This is a genomic window from Curtobacterium sp. ODYSSEY 48 V2 (genome assembly GCF_023712625.1).
GTDB lineage: Bacteria > Actinomycetota > Actinomycetes > Actinomycetales > Microbacteriaceae > Curtobacterium.
In genome coordinates, this window is the sequence record NZ_JAMAXX010000003.1 from 133,462 (window position 1) to 157,429 (window position 23,968).

Annotated in this window: 15 protein-coding genes and 1 tRNA gene; 12 read left to right on the plus strand and 4 right to left on the minus strand. The window is 72.5% G+C overall.

Translation table 11 applies throughout. From position 1 onward, the window contains the following. Nucleotides 1-43 precede the first annotated feature (43 nt). The gene (locus M3666_RS05725) at nucleotides 44-3,334 is read left to right on the plus strand and encodes an ATP-dependent DNA helicase (RefSeq protein WP_285841147.1); all 3,291 of its coding nucleotides are present in this window, start codon (nucleotides 44-46) and stop codon (nucleotides 3,332-3,334) included. 179 nt (nucleotides 3,335-3,513) lie between these two features. On the opposite strand, the gene M3666_RS05730 is transcribed toward M3666_RS05725, so the two are convergent. After that, nucleotides 3,514-4,512: a phosphotransferase gene (locus M3666_RS05730; RefSeq protein ID WP_251154717.1), complete on the minus strand. Its 999-nt coding sequence runs from the start codon at nucleotides 4,510-4,512 to the stop codon at nucleotides 3,514-3,516. Between the two features lie 119 nt (nucleotides 4,513-4,631). Here M3666_RS05730 and nudC point away from each other — a divergent pair, with 119 nt between their 5' ends. Continuing rightward, nucleotides 4,632-5,567 carry an NAD(+) diphosphatase gene (nudC, locus tag M3666_RS05735; protein WP_066652885.1) on the plus strand — a complete coding sequence of 312 codons (936 nt, stop codon included), beginning with the start codon at nucleotides 4,632-4,634 and terminating at the stop codon, nucleotides 5,565-5,567. Beyond that, entirely contained in the window at nucleotides 5,564-7,318 is a 1,755-nt protein-coding gene (locus M3666_RS05740) for an ATP-dependent helicase (RefSeq protein ID WP_251154718.1), read from the plus strand. Before nudC ends, M3666_RS05740 begins: the two co-directional genes overlap by 4 nt. On the opposite strand, the gene M3666_RS05745 is transcribed toward M3666_RS05740, so the two are convergent. Together M3666_RS05745 and M3666_RS05750 are read right to left on the minus strand one after the other, a co-directional pair. Next, nucleotides 7,209-8,066, minus strand: coding sequence for a hypothetical protein (locus M3666_RS05745; protein WP_251154719.1), 858 nt, complete (start codon nucleotides 8,064-8,066; stop codon nucleotides 7,209-7,211). The two genes, M3666_RS05740 and M3666_RS05745, sit on opposite strands and share 110 nt — an antisense overlap. A 60-nt stretch (nucleotides 8,067-8,126) precedes the next feature. Further along, a complete protein-coding gene (locus M3666_RS05750) occupies nucleotides 8,127-9,548 on the minus strand; it encodes a zinc-dependent metalloprotease (RefSeq protein ID WP_251154720.1) in 1,422 nt (473 codons plus the stop codon). A 169-nt stretch (nucleotides 9,549-9,717) separates the two neighbouring features. On the opposite strand from M3666_RS05750, the gene M3666_RS05755 reads away from it, so the two are divergent. From M3666_RS05755 to M3666_RS05770, 4 genes are all read left to right on the plus strand, one after another. Continuing rightward, a complete protein-coding gene (locus tag M3666_RS05755; protein WP_251154721.1) occupies nucleotides 9,718-10,827 on the plus strand; it encodes a S16 family serine protease in 1,110 nt (369 codons plus the stop codon). Between the two features lie 248 nt (nucleotides 10,828-11,075). Continuing rightward, nucleotides 11,076-14,105, plus strand: coding sequence for a UPF0182 family protein (locus tag M3666_RS05760; RefSeq protein ID WP_251154722.1), 3,030 nt, complete (start codon nucleotides 11,076-11,078; stop codon nucleotides 14,103-14,105). A 63-nt stretch (nucleotides 14,106-14,168) separates the two neighbouring features. Then, nucleotides 14,169-14,245 (plus strand) — tRNA-Met (locus tag M3666_RS05765). A 179-nt stretch (nucleotides 14,246-14,424) separates the two neighbouring features. Further along, on the plus strand, nucleotides 14,425-15,237 hold the full coding sequence (locus M3666_RS05770; RefSeq protein WP_251154723.1) for a carbon-nitrogen hydrolase family protein: 813 nt from the start codon (nucleotides 14,425-14,427) through the stop codon (nucleotides 15,235-15,237). 835 nt (nucleotides 15,238-16,072) lie between these two features. Here M3666_RS05770 and M3666_RS05775 read toward each other — a convergent pair. Beyond that, nucleotides 16,073-17,275, minus strand: a complete 1,203-nt coding sequence (locus M3666_RS05775; protein ID WP_251154724.1) for an aminotransferase class I/II-fold pyridoxal phosphate-dependent enzyme — start codon at nucleotides 17,273-17,275, stop codon at nucleotides 16,073-16,075. Nucleotides 17,276-17,496: 221 nt separating this feature from the next. Between M3666_RS05775 and M3666_RS05780 the strand changes: the two genes are divergently transcribed. The 5 genes from M3666_RS05780 (at nucleotide 17,497) to M3666_RS05800 (ending at nucleotide 23,965) form a co-directional block, all read left to right on the plus strand. Further along, nucleotides 17,497-19,563: a S1C family serine protease gene (locus M3666_RS05780; RefSeq protein WP_251154725.1), complete on the plus strand. Its 2,067-nt coding sequence runs from the start codon at nucleotides 17,497-17,499 to the stop codon at nucleotides 19,561-19,563. A gap of 218 nt (nucleotides 19,564-19,781) precedes the next feature. Beyond that, on the plus strand, nucleotides 19,782-20,825 hold the full coding sequence (locus M3666_RS05785; protein WP_251154726.1) for a glycosyltransferase family 2 protein: 1,044 nt from the start codon (nucleotides 19,782-19,784) through the stop codon (nucleotides 20,823-20,825). A gap of 9 nt (nucleotides 20,826-20,834) precedes the next feature. Beyond that, nucleotides 20,835-21,653, plus strand: a complete 819-nt coding sequence (locus M3666_RS05790) for a CDP-alcohol phosphatidyltransferase family protein (protein WP_209683599.1) — start codon at nucleotides 20,835-20,837, stop codon at nucleotides 21,651-21,653. Then, on the plus strand, nucleotides 21,650-22,594 hold the full coding sequence (locus M3666_RS05795) for a glycosyltransferase family 2 protein (RefSeq protein WP_251154727.1): 945 nt from the start codon (nucleotides 21,650-21,652) through the stop codon (nucleotides 22,592-22,594). Before M3666_RS05790 ends, M3666_RS05795 begins: the two co-directional genes overlap by 4 nt. Nucleotides 22,595-22,732: 138 nt before the next feature. After that, nucleotides 22,733-23,965, plus strand: coding sequence for a CDP-glycerol glycerophosphotransferase family protein (locus tag M3666_RS05800; RefSeq protein WP_066652908.1), 1,233 nt, complete (start codon nucleotides 22,733-22,735; stop codon nucleotides 23,963-23,965). Nucleotides 23,966-23,968 lie beyond the last annotated feature (3 nt).

The following is a 23,968-nucleotide window of genomic DNA, read 5'->3' on the forward strand; positions in this document are numbered from 1 at the left end:
CGACGCCGACGCGCCCCCGGCGGCCCACGACGCCGACGCGCCCCTGGCGGCCCACGACGCCGACGCGATCGCCGACGCCCTCGGCCGACCGCGCCCGACCGACCAGCAGCGTGCGGTCATCGAGTCGCCGCTCGCTCCCGCGCTCGTCGTCGCGGGAGCCGGCAGCGGCAAGACGGAGACGATGGCGTCGCGGGTGGTGTGGTTGCTCGCGAACGGGTTCGTCCGTCCCGCCGAGGTGCTCGGGCTGACGTTCACCCGCAAGGCGGCCGGTGAGCTGTCCGTGCGCATCAACGACCGGATCCGTGCGCTCGAGGACGTCGGGCTCCTGACCGCCGGCGACGCCTTCGAGGCCCCGACGGTCTCCACCTACAACGCGTTCGCCAACGCCGTGTTCCGCGAGAACGCCCTGCTGGTCGGACGCGACGGCGAGTCCCAGGTGCTCACCGAGCCCTCCGCCTGGCAGCTCGCCCGTCGGGTGGTCGTCGGTGCGCGGGACGACCGGCTCGCCGGGCTCGACCGCGACGTCGACACCGTGACCGCTGCCGTCGTGGCCCTCGCCGGGGCGGTGTCCGAGCACCTCGTCGACCCGGCCGACCTGCGTCGCTTCGCGATCGACTTCGGCGCGCTGCTCGAGCTGCCCGGGAACGCCAGGGGCAACCCCTACAAGGCCGTGACCGACACCGTCGCAGCGATCGGAGCACTGGAGCCGCTCGTCGACCTCGTCGAGGAGTTCCGACGGCAGAAGGTCGACCGCGGCTTCGTGGAGTTCTCGGACCAGATCGCCCTCGCGCTCGCCGCGGCCGAGTCCGCCCCGCGGGTGGTCGACGACCTGCGGAGCCGGTTCCGTGTGGTGCTCCTCGACGAGTACCAGGACACCTCCGTGGTGCAGACACGCTTCCTCGCCCGGCTCTTCCGCGGACACCCGGTGATGGCGGTCGGCGATCCGCACCAGTCGATCTACGGCTTCCGCGGGGCGAGCGCGGCGAACCTGGCCCGCTTCCCGCGCGACTTCGCGGTCGCACCGGTCGCACCGGTCGCACCGGTCGCACCGGTCGCACCGGACGCACCGGACGCACCGGTCGCACCGGACGCACCGGTCGCGGGGACGGACGGTGCCGGAACGCCGGCGCCGGTGACCTTCGCCCTGTCCACGAGCTGGCGCAACCCGGTCGACGTGCTCGCCGGCGCGAACGCCGTCGTCGACCCGCTGTCGGCTGCGTCGGAGGTCGCCGTGGAGCGACTCGCGCCGCGACCCGGTGCGGACGCCGGCACGGTGACGGCCGTCTTCCCCGAGACCCTGCCCGAGGAGGCGGACGCGGTCGCCCGCTGGTTCGCGGAACGCCGGAGTGCCTCGCCGGAGGGCTCGATGGCGCTGCTGCTGCGCTCGCGGAAGGACCTGTCGGCGTTCACCGCCGCGCTCGGTGCACACCGGGTGCCGTTCCACGTGCTCGGCACCGGCGGCCTCCTGCAGCGACCCGAGATCGTCGACCTGGTGGCGTGTCTCCGGGTGCTCCACGACCCGGCGGCCGGCAACGACCTCATCCGCCTGCTCGCCGGCGCACGGTGGCGGGTCGGTGCCGCCGACGTCGCCGCGCTGCACGAACTCGCCCGCTGGCTGTTCCGCCGCGACCACACGCAGCAGCGCCTCGACGACGAGCTGACCGCGGCGTTCCGCGCGTCCGTCGCCGCCGGGGAGCACGGATCGATCGTCGACGCGCTCGACTTCGTCGCGAGCGCCCCCGACGAGCACGGCGCCCTCGAGGGCATCAGTCCCGCCGGCCGCCAGCGGATGCGCGAGCTCGGGCAGCAGCTCGCCGCGCTCCGGGCCCGGGCGGCCGGGGACCTGGTCGACTTCGTGACCCTGGTCGTGCAGGAGATGCGGCTCGACGTCGAGGTCGCCGCCCACGAGCAGGGGAGCGCCGCCTTCCTCGACGCGTTCGTCGACGAGCTCGCCGGGTTCGTGACGACCGACGACCGCGCCGACCTCGGTGCCTTCCTCGGCTGGATCGACGCCGCCGCCCGCCGCGACGACATGGGCCCGCGGTCCGAGGAGCCGGAGGCCGGCACGGTGCAGATCCTGACGATCCACGGGTCGAAGGGCCTGGAGTGGGACGCGGTCGCGGTGCCGCGGCTCGTCGAGGGCGCGCTCCCCGCCCGACCGCAGGAAGGATCCTCGGGGTGGCTCGGCTTCGGCCGCCTGCCGTACGAGTTCCGCGGAGACGCCGACGAGCTCCCGCGGCTCGAGTGGCGGGGGCACGCGGACCAGAAGGGCGTCGTCGACGCCATCGAGGCCTACAAGGAGCAGGTGAAGGCCCGGAACGAGGACGAGGAGCGTCGGCTGACCTACGTGGCGCTGACGCGGGCACGGCACGACCTGCTCGTGTCCGGGTCGTCGTGGGCCGGCGGGGTCAAGCCGACGCCGCCGAGTCGGTACCTCCGGGACCTCGTCGCGGCAGGGGTCGTCGCTGCCGACGCCGTCCCCGACGGCACCGTGCACGAGGAGAACCCCCTCGGTGGGGACGGGGCGACCCAGACCTGGCCGCACGTGCCGTTCGGGCAGCGGGGTGCCCGGGTCCTCGCGGCAGCCGACCGCGTCCGGAACGCGAACCCCGGTGCGGCCGGGCGCTTCGCGGCGGACATCGACCTGTTGCTCGCCGAACGGCAGGCTGCACGGTCGGACCGGCGCCGCGTCGCGATCCCGCACCGCGTCCCGGCCTCGGGGTTCAAGGACTACATCGGCCAGCCGGACGCGGTCGCCGAGCGCCTGCGCCGGCCCATGCCGGAGCGGCCGTACCGTGCGACCAGGCTCGGCACGCTCTTCCACCAGTGGGTCGAGCAGCGCGCGCGCAGCGGTGGCTCGCTCGAGACCCTCGACCTGTGGGACGACGAACGCGACCTCGACGCGGACGAGGCCGTGGACGCCTCGACCGACGCCGCGGTCACCGACGACGACGCACGACGACTGGCGGCGTTCCAGGCGACCTTCGCCCGGTCACGCTGGGCCGACCTGACCCCGGTGGAGGTCGAGCGCGAGATCCACATCCCGTTCCTCGGGCACAGCGTGGTGTGCAAGCTCGACGCGGTGTACGAGATCGACGGTCGCGCCGAGGTGGTGGACTGGAAGACCGGCAAGGCACCGACCGGCACGGCGGACCTGGCCGCGCGGCAGCTGCAGCTCGCGCTGTACCGGGTGGCGTACGCCGAGTTCACCGGGCGACCGGTCGACGAGGTGGACGCCGTCTTCTACTTCGTCGCGGACGACCTCGAGGTACGGCCCACGGCGCTGCTCGATCGTGCCGGTCTCGAGCGCGCCTGGCAGGAGGCACTCGGCTGATCCGGTGCGTCGACCGGCCGGGTGCGTCGACCGGCCGGGCCCGGTGCGTCGGCCGGCCGGATCAGGGCTGGGCCGCTGCGGCACGTGGACCGACGCCGTGTCGGACGGGAGGCGCGGGGCGGGGCCGCGGGGAGCCTCCCGTCCGATGGGTGGTCGCGACGGACGGGGCGGTGGCCGGGTCAGCCGTGTCGACGCTCGGTCGACGACAGCAACTGCTCGACCTCGCCGATCTCCATCGTCTCGGGGGAGACCGACTGCAGCGGCGCCGCGCTCGGGGTCTGCACGGCGTCGACCAGCCGGTGCATCATCGCGACCGCGTCGTCGACCACCTCGGTGCTCTTCGCCTGCACGCCGTGCAGCAGCCACTGGGCGGTCTCGAGCTCGTGGTGGACGCGGGCGCGCTGGGCGAGCTGGCGGTCCCGACCCCCGCCGTTCGCCTCGTACGCACTGATCACGGTGTCGAAGGCGTCGCGGTGACCGGCGAGCACCCAGGCCAGGTCCTTCGCGGGGTCGCCGAGTCGGAGCTCGCCCCAGTCGAGGACGCCGGTGACCGAGTCGCCGTCGACCAGGACGACCCCGGTGCCCAGCGCACCGTGCACGACCGTCGGGGTGAACTGCCAGAGCTGCTGGTCGCGCGCAGCGCCCTCCCACCGTTCGACGAGTGCGGCGGGCACGAGCTTCGTGGCGACCGCGCGGTCCATCACGGAGACGGCGGAGCGCAGGACCTCGAACGGGGTGAGCGACGGCAGTCCCGCGTCCGTCACGAAGCTCGTCGGCAGCTGGTGGACGGCCGCGACGGCACGGCCGACGGCGGTCGCGAGGTCGGGACGCTCGGTCAGGTCGCGCAGCGTCGGGTGGATGCCCGGAACGTAGGTCGTGACGATCGCCCGGGTCGAACCGATCGGCGCCTGACCGCGGTACTCGGCGACGGCGAACGGCAGACGCGAACGGATGCCGGCGCTCAGGGCACGGATCGCGACGAGGTCCGCGGACTGCCGGGCCTCGGCCCGCTGGTTGCGCGGGCGACGGATCGCACTGAGCGCGCCGTCCGCGTCGCGGAGGACGGCCGACTCGTAGTCACCGGAGGCGGCCGAGCCGAGTGTGCGCGTGCCCGTGACGACCAGACCGGGAACGGCCGTGGTCGCCAACGCGGCTAGAGTGAACTGGGATCCCGCCATGCCCCTCAGGGTAGGTCCGCGTCCGGTGCCGGAGCGCACGCCACGCTGGCCTGTGCAAGCCCGGGCACCGTCCACAGGGTCCCGTTGAGAAGCCCGTCCCGATCGAGGAGCACCCCGCCGTGACCGTCGAGTTCGCCGCCAGACTCCCGCTGTCCCGCAACGAACTCGACCGCGACGCGGAGTTCCGGACCACCCCCGACCTCGACCGCGTCCTGCGGGCCGACCCGGACACCCGGTGGCTGCCCGTCCGCGGTGCCGAGCTGCTCCGTGACGCCGACGGCGCGCTCCGGTTCGTGGGCGCCGACGCGGTGCCCGAGCACGCGGTGACGCTCTACCTCGGCCGAGCGGTCACCGACGCCGCCGACGCTCCTGCCGGCACGCGCTTCGCCGCCGCGCTGCTCGACGCGACGGCCGCCGCCGCGATCGAGCCCGACGACGAGGCGTGGTCGAGCCTGCGCATGTTCGGCACCGAGCTGTCCGCCCGCGACCAGGGCCTCGCGGTCGAGGCCGTCGCGATGGCGAACTGGCACGCCGTGCACGGGTTCTCCCCGCGCACCGGCTCGCCGTCCGACGTCGTCAGCGGCGGGTGGGTCCGCCGCGACCCCGAGGGGCACGAGCTCTTCCCGCGGACCGACGCGGCGATCATCGTCGGGGTCACCGACGCCGACGACCGCATCCTGCTCGGGTCGAACGCCGCGTGGGACGCCGACCGCTACTCGCTGCTCGCCGGCTTCGTCGAACCGGGGGAGTCCCTCGAGGACGCCGTCCGCCGCGAGGTCTGGGAGGAGTCCGGCGTGCGCGTCGAGGAGCCCGAGTACCTCGGGTCGCAGCCCTGGCCGTTCCCCGCGTCGCTCATGGTCGGCTTCCGCGCACGCGCCGTGGACGGCGATCCCTCGACCGCTCGACCGGACGGCGTCGAGATCCTCGACGTCCGGTGGTTCTCGCGCGACGAGGTCCGCGAGCGTGCCGGTGACACCCTGCTGCTGCCCGGCCGCACGTCGATCGCCCGCGCGATCATCGAGGAGTGGTACGGCGGGCCGCTGGACGTGCCGTGACCGATCCCCGCGCGTCGACCGGTGCCGCACCGGTGCGCCCGCCGTCGCCGGACGAACTGCTCGCGGCGCTCGACGCCGAGCAGCAGACCGTGGCCCGGACGTTGCTCGGCCCCGTCGCCGTGCTCGCCGGCGCAGGGACCGGCAAGACCCGGGCGATCACCCACCGGATCGCGTACGGGGTCGCGACCGGCACGTACTCGCCGAACCACGTCCTCGCGCTCACCTTCACGACACGGGCGGCCGGGGAACTCCGGTCGCGGCTGCGCGCGCTCGGCGCCGGGACGGTCCAGGCGCGGACCTTCCACGCCGCGGCGATGGCACAGCTCAGCTACTTCTGGCCGGACACCGTCGGCGGGCACGCCCCGCGCATCGTGGAGTCCAAGGGTCGGGTCATCGCGCACGCCGCCGACACGGTCGGGATCCACGTGGACACCCCGGTGCTCCGCGACCTCGCGGCCGAGGTCGAGTGGCGCAAGGTGCAGATGCTCACCTACGACGAGTACGAGGCCGCTGCGGCCGACCGGGTGATGCCGCGGGACACCCCGCCCCGGCGGGTGATCGACCTCATGAAGGCGTACGAGCAGCTCAAGGACGACCGTCGGCAACTCGACTTCGAGGACGTCCTGCTCGCGACGCTCGGCATGGTCGAGTCGGAGCCGCGGGTGGCCTCGTACGTCAGACAGCAGTACCGGTTCTTCGTCGTGGACGAGTACCAGGACGTCTCGCCCGTGCAGCACGACCTGCTGCGCGCGTGGCTCGGCGGCCGCGACGACGTGTGCGTGGTCGGTGACGCCAGCCAGACGATCTACTCGTTCGCGGGCGCGTCGAGCCGGTACCTGCTGGGCTTCGGGTCGGAGTTCCCCCGCGGGTCGGTCGTGCGCCTCGAACGGAACTACCGGTCGACGCCCGAGGTGGTGCACGCCGCGAACACCCTGATGCGCGGGCAGCCCGGTGCGCTCGACCTCGTCGCGCAGTCCACCGAGCGGGGCCCGGAGCCGGAGGTGCTGCCCTGCGTGCACGACGGCGACGAAGCGCAGACCGTCGCCCGTCGCATCGGCGAGCTCGTGGCGTCGGGAGCGGCGTTCGGCGACTGCGCGGTGCTCTTCCGCGTCGGCGCGCAGTCCGCCGCGCTCGAGTCCGCCCTCGGTCGCGCCGGCATCCCGTACCGGGTGCAGGGCGGCACGCGGTTCTTCGACCGGCCCGAGGTGAAGCTCGCGGTGCACCACATGCGCGGCGAGGCCGTCCGGCAGACCGACGACGAGCTCACCCGCCGGGTCGGGCTCGTGCTGCAGCTGAGCGGCTGGACCCCGACGCCGCCGGACGGCACCGGCGCGGTCCGCGACCAGTGGGAGGCGTTGCAGGCGGTCATGGGCCTGGCCGAGGCCGCGCCCGCCGGCACGACGATGCAGCAGTTCACGCAGGACCTGGTCGACCGTGCGGCGACCCACCACGAGCCGGAGCTCGACGCCGTGACCCTCGCCACCATGCACTCCTCGAAGGGTCTGGAGTGGCCCCACGTCGTGGTCGTGGGCGCCGCCGAGGGGCTGCTGCCCATCTCCCACGCCACGACCGACGCCGAGGTCGACGAGGAGCGCCGGCTGTTCTACGTCGGGCTGACCCGCGCGCGTCGCTCGGTCACCGTCACGTGGTCACGGCAGGGTTCCACGCGCGGGGGTGCCCGGGCGCCGAGTCGGTTCCTGGCAGCGCTCGACAGGCGCACCGAGGGTGCTGTGCCACCGGCAGCAGGCTGACCGTCAGGTCGTCGCGGTCGAAGACGACCTGGTCCGTCGTGGGGACCTGGGTCCGCAGGGGCAGGCGCTGCACGAGCATCCGCACCGCGGCCGACGCGACCGCTGCGCGTCGCCAGGGCGACAGCGGTGCTGCCGGCCGACCCCACACCTGGGCGGCCAGCGCGGGCCACGCCGGGTCCTCGTCCACGCGGGCGTACTCGACACACTGCAGGCACGGGCCGTCGCCCGGGACGACCACCGGCCCGAGCCGGATCCGTCCGTCGCCGACCACGAGCGACAGGTGCGGGGTCCCGCGCCGCGCCCACGCCGACCGGAGCGCCGGGTCGACGACGTGGTCGACGACGACCACCGCGAGTGCGGGGGTCGGGTCCGGCAGCACGACCGGCCCACCGCGGGGCGCGGCCGTCCGGGCCACCGTCACGCCCTCGCCGGAGAGCATCTCGGCGACGGTGTCGGCGAGGACGCCGTCCCCGTGGACCTCGACCCGGGCGAGCGGCTCGGGCAGGACGTCGACGACGGCGGGGGAGGCGTCACCGAGCACGCGGGCCGCCACCTCGGGCCTGCACCCCGTCGTCCCGGCGAGGGCGGTCAGGGCGTCGCGGCTCGTCTCCCGCCGGAGCGCGCAGAGGAAGCGCTCCTCGGCCACGGTCGGGACGGGGACGACGGCGCGCGGCGGGTCGACGCCGAGCTGCACGGTCCCCGGGTCGCGCCAGACGAACTCGAGCGTGGGGTCGATGCGGATGCCCATGCACCCACGCTGGCGGAACGGCCGGCCCCGTGGGGACCGGCCGTCACGATCTGTGGAGAACTAGCGGGGTCCGGCGCCGGGGGTGTCGTCGCCCGTAGCGCGGTCGTCCGCGGGGCCGCCCTCGTCCTCGATGCCGCCGCTCTCGTCCTCGCGCGGGCGATCGCCGGAGGCGTCGTTGAGCAGGTCCTCGAGCGCCTTGTCGAACGCGTCGTCCTCGGCGGAGCGACCCGGGTTCCGCAGCCGCAGCACGAAGGCGTCCGGGTCGTCCACGTCCTCGGACGTCGGCACGGCGTCGAAGTGCGACCACAGGGCGTCGCGCTCCTCGGCCCCGAACTCCTCGGTGACGCGCTGCCAGAGCGCAGCGGCCTCGCGCAGTCGGCGGGGGCGCAGCTCGAGGCCGACGAGCGTGGCAAAGGCCGACTCCGCGGGACCACCGGCGGCACGGCGACGGCGGACCATCTCTGCGATCGCGTCGGACTTCGGCAGCCGGACGGTCGCGGCGGCGGTGACCGTGTCGACCCAGCCCTCGACGAGCGCGAGCATCGTCTCGAGCCGGCCGAGCGCGGCTTCCTGCTCGGGCGTGCGCGGCGGGATGAGCGCCCCGGACGCGAGTGCGTCGCGCAGCTGCTCCTGGTTGGTCGGGTCGATCTCCGAGGCCAGTTCCTCGACCCGGTCGAACGGGATGTGGATGCCCCGTGCGTAGTCGGTGATCGACGAGATGATGTGCAGCCGGAGCCAGCGGGCGGAGCGGAAGAGCCGGGCGTGCGCGAGCTCACGGACAGCCAGGTAGATCCGGACCTCGTCCTCGGGCACGTCGAGGCCCTCGGCGAACTCGGCGACGTTCTGCGGCAGCAGTGCGGCGACCTGCTCGTCCAGGAGCGGCACGCCGACGTCGCCGCCTGAGACGACCTCCTTCGACAGCTGCCCGACGACCTGGCCGAGCTGGATCGCGAACAGGGCGCCGCCGACGCCGCGCATCGCCTTCGAGACGTCGCCGAGCATGGCCTTGAGCTGCTCCGGCGCGCGCTGGTCGATCGCCTCGGTGAGGGCGTTCGCGATGCTCAGCGCCACCGGCTCGGCGATCTGCGCCCAGACCGGGGTCGTGGCCTTCGCCCACTGCTCCCGCGTGTACAGGCTCGGCGTCGCGGTGAGCTCGGGGACGCTCGTGGCCTCGTCCAGCCAGAGCGCGGCGACCTGGAACGCCTGGTCCGAGGCCTGGGCGGTCGCCGGGTCGACCGGGTGTCCGCCGTCACGCGCGATCGCGGTCGCACGCTCGGACGCGACCGAGAAGTCGATGCCGTCCCCGCCCGACTGCGCCGCGCGCTGGAGCTGGCTCATCAGGTTCGCCACGAACGCCGGGTCGTTCGGCAGTCCGGCCGCGCCCGCGAGCTGCGACGGGTCGATCTGTCCCTCTCCGGAGAGCAGCTTGCGCAGCATCTCCTGGAAGTCGTCGTCCGGCCCCGGCTGCGGTTGATCAGGCATGACGACTACGCTAACCGCTGCTCACGGGGCAGCGCCCGGGATGCTCCCGAGGGGACGCCCGGACCGCTGCGCCGAGGGCGAACAGCCTGCGAGCACGCGGGCGACCGACCCGCCAGCGCGCGGGTGCACCGCCCGCACCCGCGGGCGCCCCGCCCGTGGAAGGACGTCCGTGACCCTCTTCGCCCCCGCGCCCCGTCGCCGTTCCCGCGCACGCACCGTCGGCTGGGCGTTCGTCATCGGCGCGGTCGTGCTCGGACTCCTGGCGAGCTTCCTGCCGAGCCCCTACCTGATCGAGGTGCCCGGGCCGGTCTACAACACGATCGGCACGCAGCGGCAGGGGCAGGGCAAGGACGCGAAGGACGTCGAGCTCATCCAGATCGACGGGGCGGAGACGTACCCGACGGGTGGCGCGCTCGACATGCTCACCGTGGGCATCCAGGGTGACGCCACGAACCGCCCGTCGTGGACGAGCGTGATCCGCGCGCTGTTCTCGCGCTCCGAGGCGGTCATCCCCGCGAGCGCCGTCTACCCGGAGGGCACCACCACCGAGCAGGTGAACCAGCAGGACGAGGCCGACATGCGGTCGTCGCAGCAGTCCGCCGTCGCCGCCGCGCTCATCCACCAGGGCCACGACCTGCCGACCGAGCTCCGGGTCGGAACGGTGCAGGAGGGCTCCGCTGCGGACGGCACCATCCGCGAGGGCGACGTCATCACGGCCTTCGACGGGGAGCAGCTGACCGAGAACGTCGACGCCGGGTCGCTCCGTGCGGCGGTCGCGGAGCACGGGACCTCGTCGCCGGCGACGGTGACGCTGCTGCGCGACGGAAAGCGCGAGCAGGTCGAGGTCACCCCCCGCGAGGAGCAGGGGACCCCGCTCCTCGGGGTCGGCGTCACCGAACGGTACGACTTCCCCTTCGACGTGAAGATCGCGCTGCAGGACGTCGGTGGCCCGTCCGCCGGCATGATGTTCGCGCTCGGGATCATCGACGAGCTGACGCCGGGCGAGCTCAACGGCGGGAAGCACGTCGCGGGCACCGGCACGATCACCGCGGACGGCGAGGTCGGCCCGATCGGTGGCATCCGGCAGAAGCTCTACGGCGCGAAGGACGCCGGTGCGACCGTGTTCCTGGCGCCGGCCGACAACTGCGACGAGGTCGTCGGCCACGTGCCGGACGGACTCGACGTCTACAAGGTCGCCACGCTCGACCAGGCGGTCACCGACCTCGAGACGATCGCCGCGGGGAAGAGCACCGCCGGGCTCGCACGCTGCGGCTCCTGACCCGGCCACCCGCACGGCGCGACGTGTGCGCTCGACGCGATCCGCGCCTCCCGGCCGACCGGCCTGGAGGCTCGGCTCGCCTTCCTGAGTCCCCGTACAGTTTCACTGTCGGTCCGGACCAATAGGATCGGAGCACTGACGGCCCGGCGCGCCGGGCCCGCCGGTCCGACACGTCTGGAGCACATCAAGTGACGACAACCTCGTCCACCTCGGGCACTGCTGGGCGGCGTTCGCCGCGGGTCCCGATCGTGGTCACGATCATCGTGCTGGCCGCACTGGTGATCGGCTTCTTCATCTTCGCCAGCCTGTACACCGACTACGCGTGGTTCGCGCAGCTCGGGTTCCAGCAGGTCCTCACCACGCGCTGGATCGCGGGCACGCTCATGTTCGTGGCCGGGTTCCTCGGCATGGCGGTCCCGGTCTACGTGAGCATCGCGCTCGCCTTCCGCTTCCGCCCGGTCTACGCCAAGCTCAACTCGCAGCTCGACCGCTACCAGCAGGTCATCGAGCCCCTGCGCCGCGCGGTCATGATCGGCATCCCGGTCGTCCTCGGCCTGTTCGCCGGGCTCGCGACCGCCGGTCGCTGGAGCATGGTGCTCGAGTACTTCAACCGGACCCCGTTCGGCCAGAAGGACCCGCAGTTCGGGCTGGACATCGGGTTCTACGTGTTCGAGCTGCCGTTCTGGCGCTCGATCGTGGCGTACTCGTCGGCCGTCGTCCTCATCGCCGGCATCGCCGCGCTCGCCGCGACCTACCTCTACGGCGCGCTGCGCTTCGGCGGGCGCGAGGTCCGCATCTCGAAGGCCGCACGCGTCCAGCTCGCCGTCACCGCAGCGGTCTACGTGGCGCTGCAGGCCGTCAGCCTGTGGCTCGACCAGTACGCCGCGCTGACGAAGGACAACCCGCTCATCACGGGTGCGCAGTACACCGACGTCAACGCCGTCATCCCGGGGCGCGAGATCATGGCGGGCATCGCGGCGATCGTCGCGATCCTCTTCATCGTCACCGCCGTCATCGGCCGCTGGCGCATCTCGATCGTCGGCACCGGGCTGCTGCTCGTCGCGGCGATCGTCATCGGCGGCATCTACCCCTGGATCGTCCAGCGCATCCAGGTGAAGCCGTCGGAGCGGACCTACGAGTCGGCCTTCATCGAGCGCAACATCAAGGCCACCCGCGACGCGTACGGCGTGAGCGGGGTGCAGGAGCAGAACTACGACGCCACGACCGAGGCGAGCTCCGGCGCGCTGGCGCAGGACGCCCAGACCACGGCGAACATCCGTCTGATCGACCCGAAGATCGTCTCGGACACGTTCAGCCAGCTGCAGCAGTACCGGCAGTACTACCAGTTCCCCGACCAGCTGGACGTCGACCGCTACGACATCGACGGCCAGACCGAGGACACCGTCATCGCGGTCCGCGACATCGACCTCGACGGGCTCAGCTCGCAGGCGAACACCCAGTACAACCGGACGTTCGTCTACACCCACGGCTTCGGCGTCACCGCGGCCTACGGCAACCAGCGCGCGAGCGACGGCAAGCCGGTGTTCCTCGAGTCCGGCATCCCGTCGAACGGGCAGCTCGGCAACTACCAGGAGCGTGTCTACTTCGGTGAGACCTCGCCGCCGTACTCCATCGTGGGCGGACCCGAGGGCTCGAAGAACATCGAGCTCGACTACCCGGCCGGCTCCGACGACAGCGACGGCGGCAACGCCACGACGACGTACCAGGGCAACGGCGGACCGAGCCTCGGTGGGTTCTTCAACCGCCTCGTCTACGCGGCGAAGTTCCAGTCGGAGCAGATCCTGCTGTCGGACGCGGTGAACCGCGACTCGCAGATCCTGTACGACCGCGACCCGATCCAGCGCGTGCAGAAGGTCGCTCCGTACCTGAAGCTCGACAGTGACGCGTACCCGGCGATCGTCGACCACCGCATCCAGTGGATCGTCGACGGCTACACGACGAGCGACGCCTACCCGTACTCCCAGAGCCAGAGCCTGTCGGACACGGTCGCCGGGACCGACTCGTCGGCGTTCCGCACGGACCAGGTGAACTACATCCGCAACTCGGTGAAGGCCACCGTCGACGCGTACACCGGCAAGGTGACGCTCTACGCGTGGGACACCGAGGACCCGGTGCTCAAGACGTGGCAGAAGATCTTCCCCACGTCGACGCAGCCGGTCTCGCAGATGAGCGCGGAACTCCTCGACCACGTGCGCTACCCGACCGACCTGTTCAAGGTGCAGCGCTCGATCCTCGGCACGTACCACGTGACGAACGCGAACTCGTTCTACTCGGGTGACGACGCGTGGAACACCCCGCAGGAGACCACCACGGGCACGACCGACTCCGAGGCCAACTCGGACACGGTGTCGCAGACGACGACGAACGCCCTCGGTACCAGGACCACGGCTTCGCAGGGCAACCTACAGGACCCGTACTACCTGACGATGAAGGTGCCGGGGCAGGACACCGCCTACTCGCTGTACACGACCTACATCCCGCAGCAGTCGGCCGGAGCGAACAACCGCAACGTGCTGACCGGGTACCTGGCGGTGGACTCCGACGCGGGTGGTGCCGGCAAGGGCGAGAAGGCGTCGAACTACGGCAAGCTCACGCTGCTGACGATGCCGAAGACGGACAACATCCCGGGTCCGGCGCAGGTGCAGAGCCTCTTCAACGGTGACACCACCGTGTCGCAGGAGCTGAACATCCTGAAGCGGGGCAACTCGACCGTGAAGCAGGGCAACCTGCTGACGCTGCCGGTCGGCGGTGGGTTCCTCTACGTCCAGCCCGTCTACGTCCAGTCGACCTCGAGTGGCTCGTACCCGCTGCTGCAGAAGGTGCTCGTGGCCTTCGGCGACAAGATCGCGTTCGAGGACACCCTCGACCAGGCGCTCAACGAGCTGTTCGACGGTGACTCCGGTGCTGCCGCCGGTGACCAGGGCGCGGCGAACGGGTCGGGTTCGACCGGTTCGTCGGACTCGGGTTCGTCGGGCTCGGGTTCGTCGGGCGCAGGCTCGGCCGACTCGGGTTCGGGATCGTCCGACTCCTCGGGTGGCTCCGGTTCGTCGTCCGGAGGTTCCTCCTCCGGCGGCTCGGGCGGCTCGTCGAGCGACACCGGCAACCAGGCGCTCGACCGGGCCCTGGCCGACGCGCGCAGCGCGCTGCAGGACCGCCAGAAGGCCTACGCCGACAACGACCTGGTCGCTGCGGCCGAGGCGGACAAGCGCCTGCAGGACGCCATCGAGGCCGCGACCGAAGCCGAGAACGGCAACTGACACGCCGTGGCGGGGCACTCGATTTGTGCCCCGCCACCGGGGTGTGTAGGCTATTGGATGTGCCGCGGGGTGGAGCAGTTCGGTAGCTCGCTGGGCTCATAACCCAGAGGTCGTAGGTTCAAATCCTGCCCCCGCAACCAAGCGTCACAAGAAGGCCCCGGTCCACTCGGACCGGGGCCTTCGTCGTTCCACCCGGACGTGCACGGCGTGCTGGTCGTGCACCGCGTGCTGGTCGTGCCGGTCGTGCTGGTCGTGCTCGTCGCGCTGGTCGTCCTCGCTGCTGCGTTCAGCGAGGACGTGCCGCGGCTACGCTCGGGCCATGGCAACCCTCACCGTCGCCGCCGCGCAGTTCGCTCCCGTCGACGACACGGCAGCCAACCTCCGCACCGTGCAGGCCGCTGCCGAGGACGCCGCCGCGCGCGGGGTCGACCTGCTCGTGACGCCCGAGTACACGTCGTACTTCAGCGCCGAGATCGACGACCGGTTCGTCGCCGCCGCCGAGCCGCTCGACGGGCCCTTCGTGACCGGGCTCCGGGCGATCGCGCGACAGCACGCCATCGCGCTCGTCGTGGGTGTGGCCGAGACCGCGGGGACGCCGGGACGGTTCCGGAACACCCTGGTCGCGGTGCTGGCCGACGGATCGATCGCGGCGACGTACCGGAAGGTGCACCTGTACGACGCGTTCGGGTCGAAGGAGTCCGTCCGCATCGAGTCGGGTGAAGCCGACCAGCTGCCGGTGTTCGAGCTCGGCGGGGTCCGCATCGGCCTGGAGACCTGCTACGACCTGCGCTTCCCCGAGGTCACCCGGCGCCTGGCCGCACCCGAGGTCGGCGCAGCCGATGCGGTGGTCCTGCCGGCCGAGTGGGTGCGCGGCCCCGGGAAGGAACACCACTGGCGCACGCTGCTGACCGCCCGTGCGATCGAGAACACGGTCTGGGTGGTCGGGGTCGGTCAGACCGGGCCGATCGGTATCGGCGACTCCGTGGTGATCGACCCCGCCGGTGTCGCGGTCGCCGCCGGCGGAGCGCAACCCGGCACCGTCGTCGCGACGATCGACACCGCGACCACCGAGGCGGTCCGTGCGGTCAACCCCTCGCTCGCGCTCCGTCGATTCGACGTGCACCCGCGCTGAGCGCACGCTCCGCACGGGCACGGACTGTGCGCTCGCCCGCGCCCGCGCCGCACAGGCTGCGCCCGCCCGCGCCTCTGCCGCACGTCTGTCTCCCCGAGCGGGCGGAACCGGCATCGCGGCGCGAGCTCCGCCCTCGATTCCGCCCGCTCGCACCCCCTGGTGCAGTCGTGGTCGCCCTCTGCTGCGAGCGGACGAACAGCGCGGACCAGCGCACGACGGCGAACGGGCGGAACCGGGAAAGCCGCGTGTCGAAGGGTGCAGGAACGACCCGCTCGCGGGGACCGCCGGCGTCAGCCGGTGTCGGCACGACGAGCTGCGATCCCCGGACGGGCGGAAACGGCGGCTCAGTGCGGCGGGACGTGCAGAGAAGGCCCGCTCGCGGTGGCTGGGTGGACCGGGGCTCCCCGAACGGGCGGAAACGGCGGCTGGGAGCGGCGAGACGTGCAGAGAAGGCCCGCTCGCGGTGGCTAAGGGACCGGGTGGCCGGGTGGCCGGGTGACCGGCGCTCGTCGAACGGGCGGAAACGGTGGCTCGGTGCGCCGAGACGTGCAGGAGAGGCCCGCTCGCGGTGGCTGGGGGACCGGGTGGCCGGCGCTCGCCGGACGGGCGGAAACGGCGGCTCAGTGCGGCGAGACGAGCAGAGATGGCCCGCTCGCGGTGACCGGGTGACCGGCGTTCGCCGAAGGGGCGGAAACGGCGGCTCGGTGCGGCGAGAGGTGCAGAAGAGGCCCGCTCGGCTGGCCAGCGCGGGACGACGGCTGCGGACGTGCACGTCGGGTGCGGCGCACCGGAGCACGGAGTGCGCCGTGGGGGCGGTTGCGGGCCCGACTCCCGGTCAGCGGGTCGGGGCGAGGGCTGCGAGGCGGCTGACGGCCTCGGACAGGACGTCGCGGCGCTTGCAGAACGCGAAGCGCACGAGCGACCGGTAGCCCGCCGCGCGCTCCGGTCGGACGAACGCCGACACGGGGACGCCGACGACCCCGGCGAGTCCGGGGAGCCGCAGGCAGAACTCCCGGGCGTCGTCGTACCCGAGCGGTGCGGTGTCCGCGAGGACGAAGTACCCACCGTCCGGGTGCATCACCTCGAAGCCGGACGCGCGGAGCCCGCCCGCGAGCAGTTCGTGCTTCTCGGACAGCTCCCGCGCGATGCCGTGGAACACCTCGTCGGGCAGACGGAGCCCGGCTGCGACCGCGGGCTGGAAGGGAGCCCCGTTCACGAACGTCAGGTACTGCTTGACCGAGACGACGGCCTCGACGAGTGCGGGTGCCGCCGCGAGCCACCCGATCTTCCAACCGGTGGTGCTGAAGGTCTTGCCAGCGCTGGAGATCGTGATCGTCCGGTCCGCTGCACCGGGCAGGGTCGCGACGGGGACGTGCGGTGTGCCGAAGGTGAGGTGCTCGTACACCTCGTCGGTGACGACCAGGGCGTCGTGCCGCTCGGCGAGCTCGAGGACGGTGGCCAGGACCTCGCGGGGGAGGACCCGCCCGGTCGGGTTGTGCGGTGTGTTCACCAGCACGACCCGCGTGCGGTCGGTGAACGCGGCACGCAGGGTGTCCTCGTCCGGCAGGAAGTCCGGTGCCGTCAGGGGAACCGTGACGTGGGTGCCGCCGGCGAGACGGATCAGCGCCCCGTACGCGTCGTAGAAGGGCTCGAAGGTGACGACCTCGTCGCCGGGCTCGACGAACGCGAGCAGCGTCGCGGCGAGGGCCTCGGTCGCGCCGGCGGTGACGAGGACCTCGCGGTCCGGGTCGACCGTCAGCCCGTACCAGTGCGCCTGGTGCTCGGCGATCGCTTCCCGGAGCTCCGGCGCCCCGCGGCCGGGCGGGTACTGGTTCACACCGCGGCGGATCGCGTCGACCGCGGCGTCGAGCACCTCGACCGGGCCGTCCTGGTCGGGGAAGCCCTGGCCGAGGTTGACGGCGCCGGTGGCGGCAGCGAGCGCGCTCATCTCGGCGAAGACGGTCGGCGCGGGGACGCCGTCGGGACCGAGCAGCATCGCCCCCTCGGCGGCTCGGAGCCAGGGTCCGGTGCGGTGCATGGTGGTCCCTCCGGTGCGCGCGGCGCGGGTCGACGGCCTGGAGGCCCCAACCTAGTCGGACGGATCGGCGGTGCGCGTCCTGCGGGTCACCCGGCGCCGCGAGACCGGGAACGCGTCCACAGCCCACGCATAAGATCGCCATAGGTCGCTTGCAGCGCCAGCAGGAGCACCGCTCAGGTGGGTCCGGAAGACTGCACGAGCTTGAAAGGAGCACGTCCAGCATGACCGACACCACGCCACACGGCCAGGGCGACGACAACCGCCCCGAGGAAACCGACCACCGGGCCGCAGCCGAGGACGCCTCGCGCGCCACCTCCGGCGAGGGCACGTCGACGCAGGACGTCTCCGGACAGCCCGCCGACCGCCGTACGGACCACGACCACACCGACGTCATCGACGACGCCCACGGGGCCGAGACCGACGTCATCGCTGCGGGGACCGACACCACGACGGACCGCTACACCGCGCCCTACCCGACCATCGACCGCGACCGCGACGGCAGCGATGCCGTGCAGCAGGCGAGCCCCTACGGCTCCGACAACGCACACCACGGGCGGGGCGACGACCGGTACGGGCACAGCCAGTACGGCCAGGGTCAGAGCCAGTACGGCCAAGGCCAGTACGGCCAGGACCAGGACCAGGGCCAGTACGGCCAGGGCCAGTACGGACAGGGCCAGTACGGCCAGGGCCAGTACGGCCAGGACCAGAGCCAGTACGGCCGGAGTCAGTACGGCCAGGACCAGAACCAGTACGGCCAGAGCCAGAACCAGTACGGCCAGAGCCAGTACGGCCAGGACGGCCAGAGCCAGTACGGCCAGACCCAGAACCCGACCCCGTACGGTCAGGACCAGTACGGCCGGTCCCAGGGCCAGCCCCGCTACGGCGAGTACGCCCAGGGCACGCCGCAGGTCGGCTCGCAGTACGGCGCACCGCAGAGCGCTTCGTACCCCGGCTCCGCCCAGGCCCCCTCGTCCGCCAGCGCCTTCGGCGACGTGGACGGCTCGAACCAGCGCAACGGCCACTACTTCGGCGGCGCTGCCGCGGGTGCGGCGACCGGGACCGCCACGGGTGCCGCAACGGGCACGACCGCGAACGGGAAGGGCGGCCGCAACAAGCTCGTCCTGCCGATCGTCGCGGGTCTGGTGCTCGCCGGCCTGGTCGGCGGCGGCGCCGGTTGGGCGGCCGGTGCAGCCCAGGGCGGCGGCACCACCGTGATCGGCTCCGGCTCGTCGCAGAACGGCGGCAACCTCACGGTCAACGACTACAACAACGCCACCGTCGTGACCGCGGTCGCCGCGCAGGCGACGCCGTCCGTCGTCACGATCAACGTCTCCTCGGGCTCCGCGGGCGGCACCGGCTCCGGTGTCTTCTTCACGAAGGACGGGTACATCGTCACGAACACCCACGTGGTGACCCTCGACGGTGACAGCTCGAACGGCACGATCACGGTCACGACGTCCGACGGCAGGATCTACCCGGCGAAGCTCGTCGGCACCGACCCGACGGTCGACCTCGCGGTCATCAAGATCGACGCGACCGGCACCAAGCCGATCTCCTTCGCGAACTCCTCCGAGCTCAACGTCGGTGACACCGCCGTCGCGATCGGCGCGCCGCTCGGCCTGTCGAACACCGTCACCGACGGCATCGTCTCGACCCTGAACCGCAGCATCCAGGTCGCCTCGAGCGCCCCCAGCCAGGGCGGCGACTCGAACGAGGGCGGCAACGGCGACAGCCCGTTCGAGTTCCCGGGCAACGGCGGATCCTCCACCAAGACGACCGTCTCGCTGCCGGTCATCCAGACCGACGCGTCGATCAACCCCGGCAACTCGGGCGGCGCCCTGCTCGACTCGAAGGGCAAGCTGATCGGGATCAACGTCGCGATCGCGAGCGCGGGCAGCTCACAGTCCTCCGACGCGCAGTCGGGCAGCATCGGTGTCGGCTTCGCCATCCCGGCGAACCTGGTCCAGCGCGTCGCGAACGAGATCCGTGAGAACGGGTCCGCGACGCACGGTCTGCTCGGCGCGACGGTCGGCGACGCCTCCGAGGACGCGAACGCCACGCAGATGGGTGCGCTCATCAAGTCGGTGTCGTCCGGCGGAGCGGCGGCGGACGCCGGCCTGCAGAAGGGCGACGTCGTGACGAAGATCGGCTCGGCATCGGTGGCGGACGCCACCGACCTGACCGCGCAGGTCCGCTTCTTCGCCGGCGGTGCGAAGACGACGATCACCTACGTCCGCGACGGTCAGACGCGCGAGGCCGACGTCACGCTCGGGACCTACAAGAGCTGACGCGACCAGCGACGGACGGGAGGCGCGGTGCCGGCTGGCACCGCGCCTCCCGTCCGTCGTCCGGCCACGCCGCGGCTCGTGGTGCGGTCCGCCGGTCGGCGCCCTGGCGGGTCCGGCGCAGGTGGGCGCTCCGGCCGCTTGATAGGCTCATGGCTGCTCTCCGGGGCGGTACCGGTCCACGGTGCGCTCCGCGCGTCAGCCACGACCCCGAGGACCGCATGCAGACAGACGGACAGCCCCTGCCGGGGGTCTCGTACGTGATGCCGGTGCTCAACGAGGTCACCGAGGTCCGTGCCGCGGTCGGGAGCCTGCTGGAGCAGGACTACGAGGGTCCGTTCGAGGTGATCCTCGCGCTCGGACCGTCGATCGACGGGACGAACGAACTCGTCGCCGAGATGAGCGCCGCCGATCCTCGTGTCCGGGCCATCGAGAACCCCGTCGGCTCCACACCCGCCGGGCTCAACGTCGCCATCCGAGCATCGGTGCACCCGATCGTGATCCGGGTCGACGCCCACTCGGTGCTGCCGTCGGACTACACCCGGATCGCCGTCCGCGTGCTGCTCGAGTCGGGTGCGGACAACGTCGGTGGCATCATGCACGCCGAGGGCCGCACGCCGTTCGAGCGTGCTGTCGCGCTCGCCTACGGCAGCCGGGTCGGCCTCGGGGGGACACCGCACCACGTCGGTGGCAAGGCCGGTCCGGCCGAGACCGCCTACCTCGGGGTGTTCCGACGCGACCGGCTGTTCGAGGTCGGACTCTTCGACGAGGGCATCAAGCGCGGCCAGGACTGGGAACTCAACCGGCGGTTGCGCCAGACCGGTGGCACGGTGTGGTTCACCCCGGAACTCGTGGTGACCTACCGGCCGCGGCCGAGCCTCCGACGACTGGTGCGCCAGTTCGTCGCGACGGGCCTGTGGCGCGGCGAGCTCGCCCGACGCTTCCCGGCGAACAACGGCCTGCGGTACTTCGCGCCCCCGGCGATGGTCGTGGCGATGGCGCTCGGGATCGTCGCCGGACTCGTCGGCATCGTCGGTGCCGTGCTCGGGTCGCCCGTCGCCTGGGCGGCGCTGGGCTTCGTCGTCCCCGCCGTCTACCTGCTCTTCGTCGTGCTCGGCGCCGTCCTCGTGGCGCGGCGTTCCGGGCTGCCCACGATGCTCTGGCTGATCGTCGTGCTGCCCTGCATCCACGTCGGTTGGGGCATCGGTTTCATCATCGGGTTCCTGACCCGGACCTCCGAGCTGACCACGCACACGGGACGGTGACCTGACCCCTTGACCGACGACACCACCGGCCGCGGCAGCGCCCGCCCGACCTCGATCGCCGAACTCCGTGCGGTCGCCCAACCCGACGAGGTCCGCTCGCGGGCGAACGCCGAGCACTGGACGGCGTCGCTCTACCTGCGCGACGTGTCGCCGTACCTGACCTGGGTGCTGCTCAGGACGCGGGTCTCGGCGAACCAGGTGACCGGCCTGATGATCCTGGTGGGGTGGAGCGTCGCCGCCGCGCTGCTGATCCCGGGCATCTGGGGTGCACTGCTCGCACTCGTGCTCGGTCAGCTGCAGATGCTCGTGGACTGCTGTGACGGTGAGGTCGCCCGGTGGCGCGGCACCCGGTCGCCCGCCGGGGTGTTCCTCGACAAGGTCGGGCACTACACGACCGAGGGACTCATCCCGATCGCGCTCGGCGTCCGCGCCGCGACCTGGCCGGTCCACGGCGCGGACTGGATGTGGACGACGATCGGGTGCGCGCTCGGCCTGGTGATCGTGCTCAACAAGGCGCTCAACGACATGGTCCACGTCGCCCGCGCGAACGCCGGGCTCGAGAAGCTCGTCGACCGCCGGGACGCCGGCACGGCCCCGTCCGGGCGGCGCTTGGCGACGCTCCGTCGCTTCGCACGCTTCCTGCCCTTCCACCGCCTGTACCACTCGGTCGAGCTGACCATCCTGGCGTTCGTGTTCGCACTGCTCGGGCTCGTCGTCGGCAGCCCGCTGGTCGACCGGGTCCTGGTCGGGGCGCTGTTGCCGCTCGCCGTCCTCGCCACGGCCGGTCACTTCGTCGCCATCATCTCGTCGAAGCGGGTGCGGGCATGACCTCGGGAGCGACGACGGGCGCCACACCGGAGGCGTTGCCCGGGACCCACCGTCGGAACGCCGTCCCGCACCGGCAGCGCCCGCGCATCGCCGTCGTGAGCCTGTCCCAGGGCACCCGTCCGGACGACCTCCGCCGTGGGCTGACGAGCGTGCTCGCGCAGCAGGACGTCGAGCTCGACGTCGTCTGCGTCGGCAACGGCTGGGAGCCGACGGGGTTGCCCGAGGGCGTCCGTGCGCTCGCGCTGCCCGAGAACGTCGGGATCCCCGCCGGTCGCAACGCCGGAGCAGCAGTCGTCGACGGCGACTACGTGTTCTTCCTCGACGACGACGCGTCGATCCCGTCGCCGACCTTCCTGCGTGACGCCGTGGCACTGCTCGAACGCGACCCGTCGCTCGGCCTGGTGCAGCCGCGGGTGGTCGATCCGACCGGATCGGCGAACCCCCGTCGCTGGGTGCCGCGCATCCGCAAGGGCGCTGCGACCGACTCGTCGCCGGTCTTCTCGGTGTGGGAGGGGGCCGTGCTCCTGCCGATGGACGTCCACCGCGCCGTCGGCGGGTGGGGTGCACCGTACTTCTACGCGCACGAGGGCATCGAACTGGCGTGGCGTGTGTGGGACGCCGGTCGACGCGCCTGGTACGCCGGTGACCTGGTCGCGCACCACCCGGCGATCGACCCCGCCCGACACGCCGAGTACATCCGGCTGAACGCCCGCAACCGCGTGTTCCTGGCACGCCGCAACCTGCCGGTGGCACTGCGACCCGTCTACGTCGGGTCGTGGGCCGCGATCCAGGTGGCGCGCTGGTGGCGACACCCCGTGCGCCTGCGGACGTGGTTCGCGGGGATCCGGGAGGGCTGGACGGCGGACTGCGGACCGTCGCGGCCCATGGGGTGGCTGACCGTCGCCCGGATGACGCTGGCCGGTCGGCCACCCGTCGTCTGACGCCGCCGCCCGGACGTCCCGCCGCCCCGACCGGGTGTCCGCGGTCGAGCACCCCGTCGCTGCCCGCACCACACCCTTCGTCACTGCCGTCGTCGCCGAGCACACCGCCCAGCAACCGCCCGTAGCCTGAGGACCACCATGCCGATCACCAAGGACGTCCGGACCGCGATCCGTCTCGCCCGCCGCCTGCTGCGTTCCCGTCAGAACCGGCGGGAGCTCGCCCGCCGGCTCCCGGAGGTCCCGGAGCTCGCACCGCGCTCGATCGAGGTCGCGGTCTACTTCGCCGACGGCAAGGTGAACATGTACCAGCTCCGGCAGTGGTACGCACCGTTGGCGGAACTCGCCCGCGAGCACCCCGTCGCGATCATCTCCCGCAGCCCCGGCACGATGACGACCCTGCTCGACGAGTCGCCCGTCCCGGCGGTGTACGCCCGCCAGGTCGTCGACCTCGAACGGTTCGTCGAGGAGCAGGCACCGAAGATCGTCCTGTACGTCAACCAGAACGCCCGCAACTTCCAGATGATGCGGTACGGGCGCATGTGGCACGTCTTCGTCAACCACGGCGAGAGCGACAAGATGTACATGACCACCAACCAGTTCAAGGCGTACGACTACGCCCTGATCGCGGGAGACGCCGCCCGGGACCGCCTGCGTGCCGCCCTGTGGGACTACGACGTGGACCACCGCACCATCGCCATCGGACGCCCGCAGGCCGACCACTTCGCCGGCGCGGTGCCGTACCCCCACGACGACCGGACCGTGGTGCTCTACGCGCCCACGTGGGAGGGCGACCGCGCCGCCGCCGCGTACGGCTCGATCGCGTCGCACGGGGTCGAGCTCGCCGAGCGCCTGCTCGCGACCGGTCGACACCGGCTGGTGTACCGGCCGCACCCGCGCAGCGGCGTGCTCGACCAGGACTACCGTGCTGCCCACGAGCGCATCGTCGCCGCGATCACCGCCGCGAACGCCGCCGACCCGTCTGCGCACCACGTGTACGACGACGGCCCGCAGCTCGGGTGGCAGCTCGCGGACGCGGACGTCGCCGTGACCGACATCAGCGCGATGATCTACGACCGACTGGCCGTCGGCAAGCCGCTGCTCGTGACGCGTCCTGCGGCACCCGAGGCCGACGTGGACGAGCGCGGGTACCTCGGCGCCGCGAACTGGCTGCTCGCCGAGGACGCCGCCGACGTGGTCGCGCGGGTGGACGCCGCCGCGAACGACGCCGAGGAGCTCGCGACGCTGCAGCACTGGGTCGAGCGGTACTTCGGCGACACCACACCCGGCGTCGCGACGCGCCGGCTGCACGCTGCCGTCGACCGTCTCGTGGCGCGCTGGCACGAGGTCGCCCGGGAGCGCGGCGAGGGCTGACCC

Bases quoted from the DNA above. Each gene is read 5' to 3' on its own strand.
- M3666_RS05730 (WP_251154717.1), bottom strand. From the start codon at position 4,512: ATGGCGGGATCCCAGTTCACTCTAGCCGCGTTGGCGACCACGGCCGTT.
- M3666_RS05745 (WP_251154719.1), bottom strand. From the start codon at position 8,066: ATGGGCATCCGCATCGACCCCACGCTCGAGTTCGTCTGGCGCGACCCG.
- M3666_RS05750 (WP_251154720.1), bottom strand. From the start codon at position 9,548: ATGCCTGATCAACCGCAGCCGGGGCCGGACGACGACTTCCAGGAGATG.
- M3666_RS05770 (WP_251154723.1), top strand. From the start codon at position 14,425: ATGGCAACCCTCACCGTCGCCGCCGCGCAGTTCGCTCCCGTCGACGAC.
- M3666_RS05775 (WP_251154724.1), bottom strand. From the start codon at position 17,275: ATGCACCGCACCGGACCCTGGCTCCGAGCCGCCGAGGGGGCGATGCTG.
- M3666_RS05780 (WP_251154725.1), top strand. From the start codon at position 17,497: ATGACCGACACCACGCCACACGGCCAGGGCGACGACAACCGCCCCGAG.
- M3666_RS05785 (WP_251154726.1), top strand. From the start codon at position 19,782: ATGCAGACAGACGGACAGCCCCTGCCGGGGGTCTCGTACGTGATGCCG.
- M3666_RS05795 (WP_251154727.1), top strand. From the start codon at position 21,650: ATGACCTCGGGAGCGACGACGGGCGCCACACCGGAGGCGTTGCCCGGG.
- M3666_RS05800 (WP_066652908.1), top strand. From the start codon at position 22,733: ATGCCGATCACCAAGGACGTCCGGACCGCGATCCGTCTCGCCCGCCGC.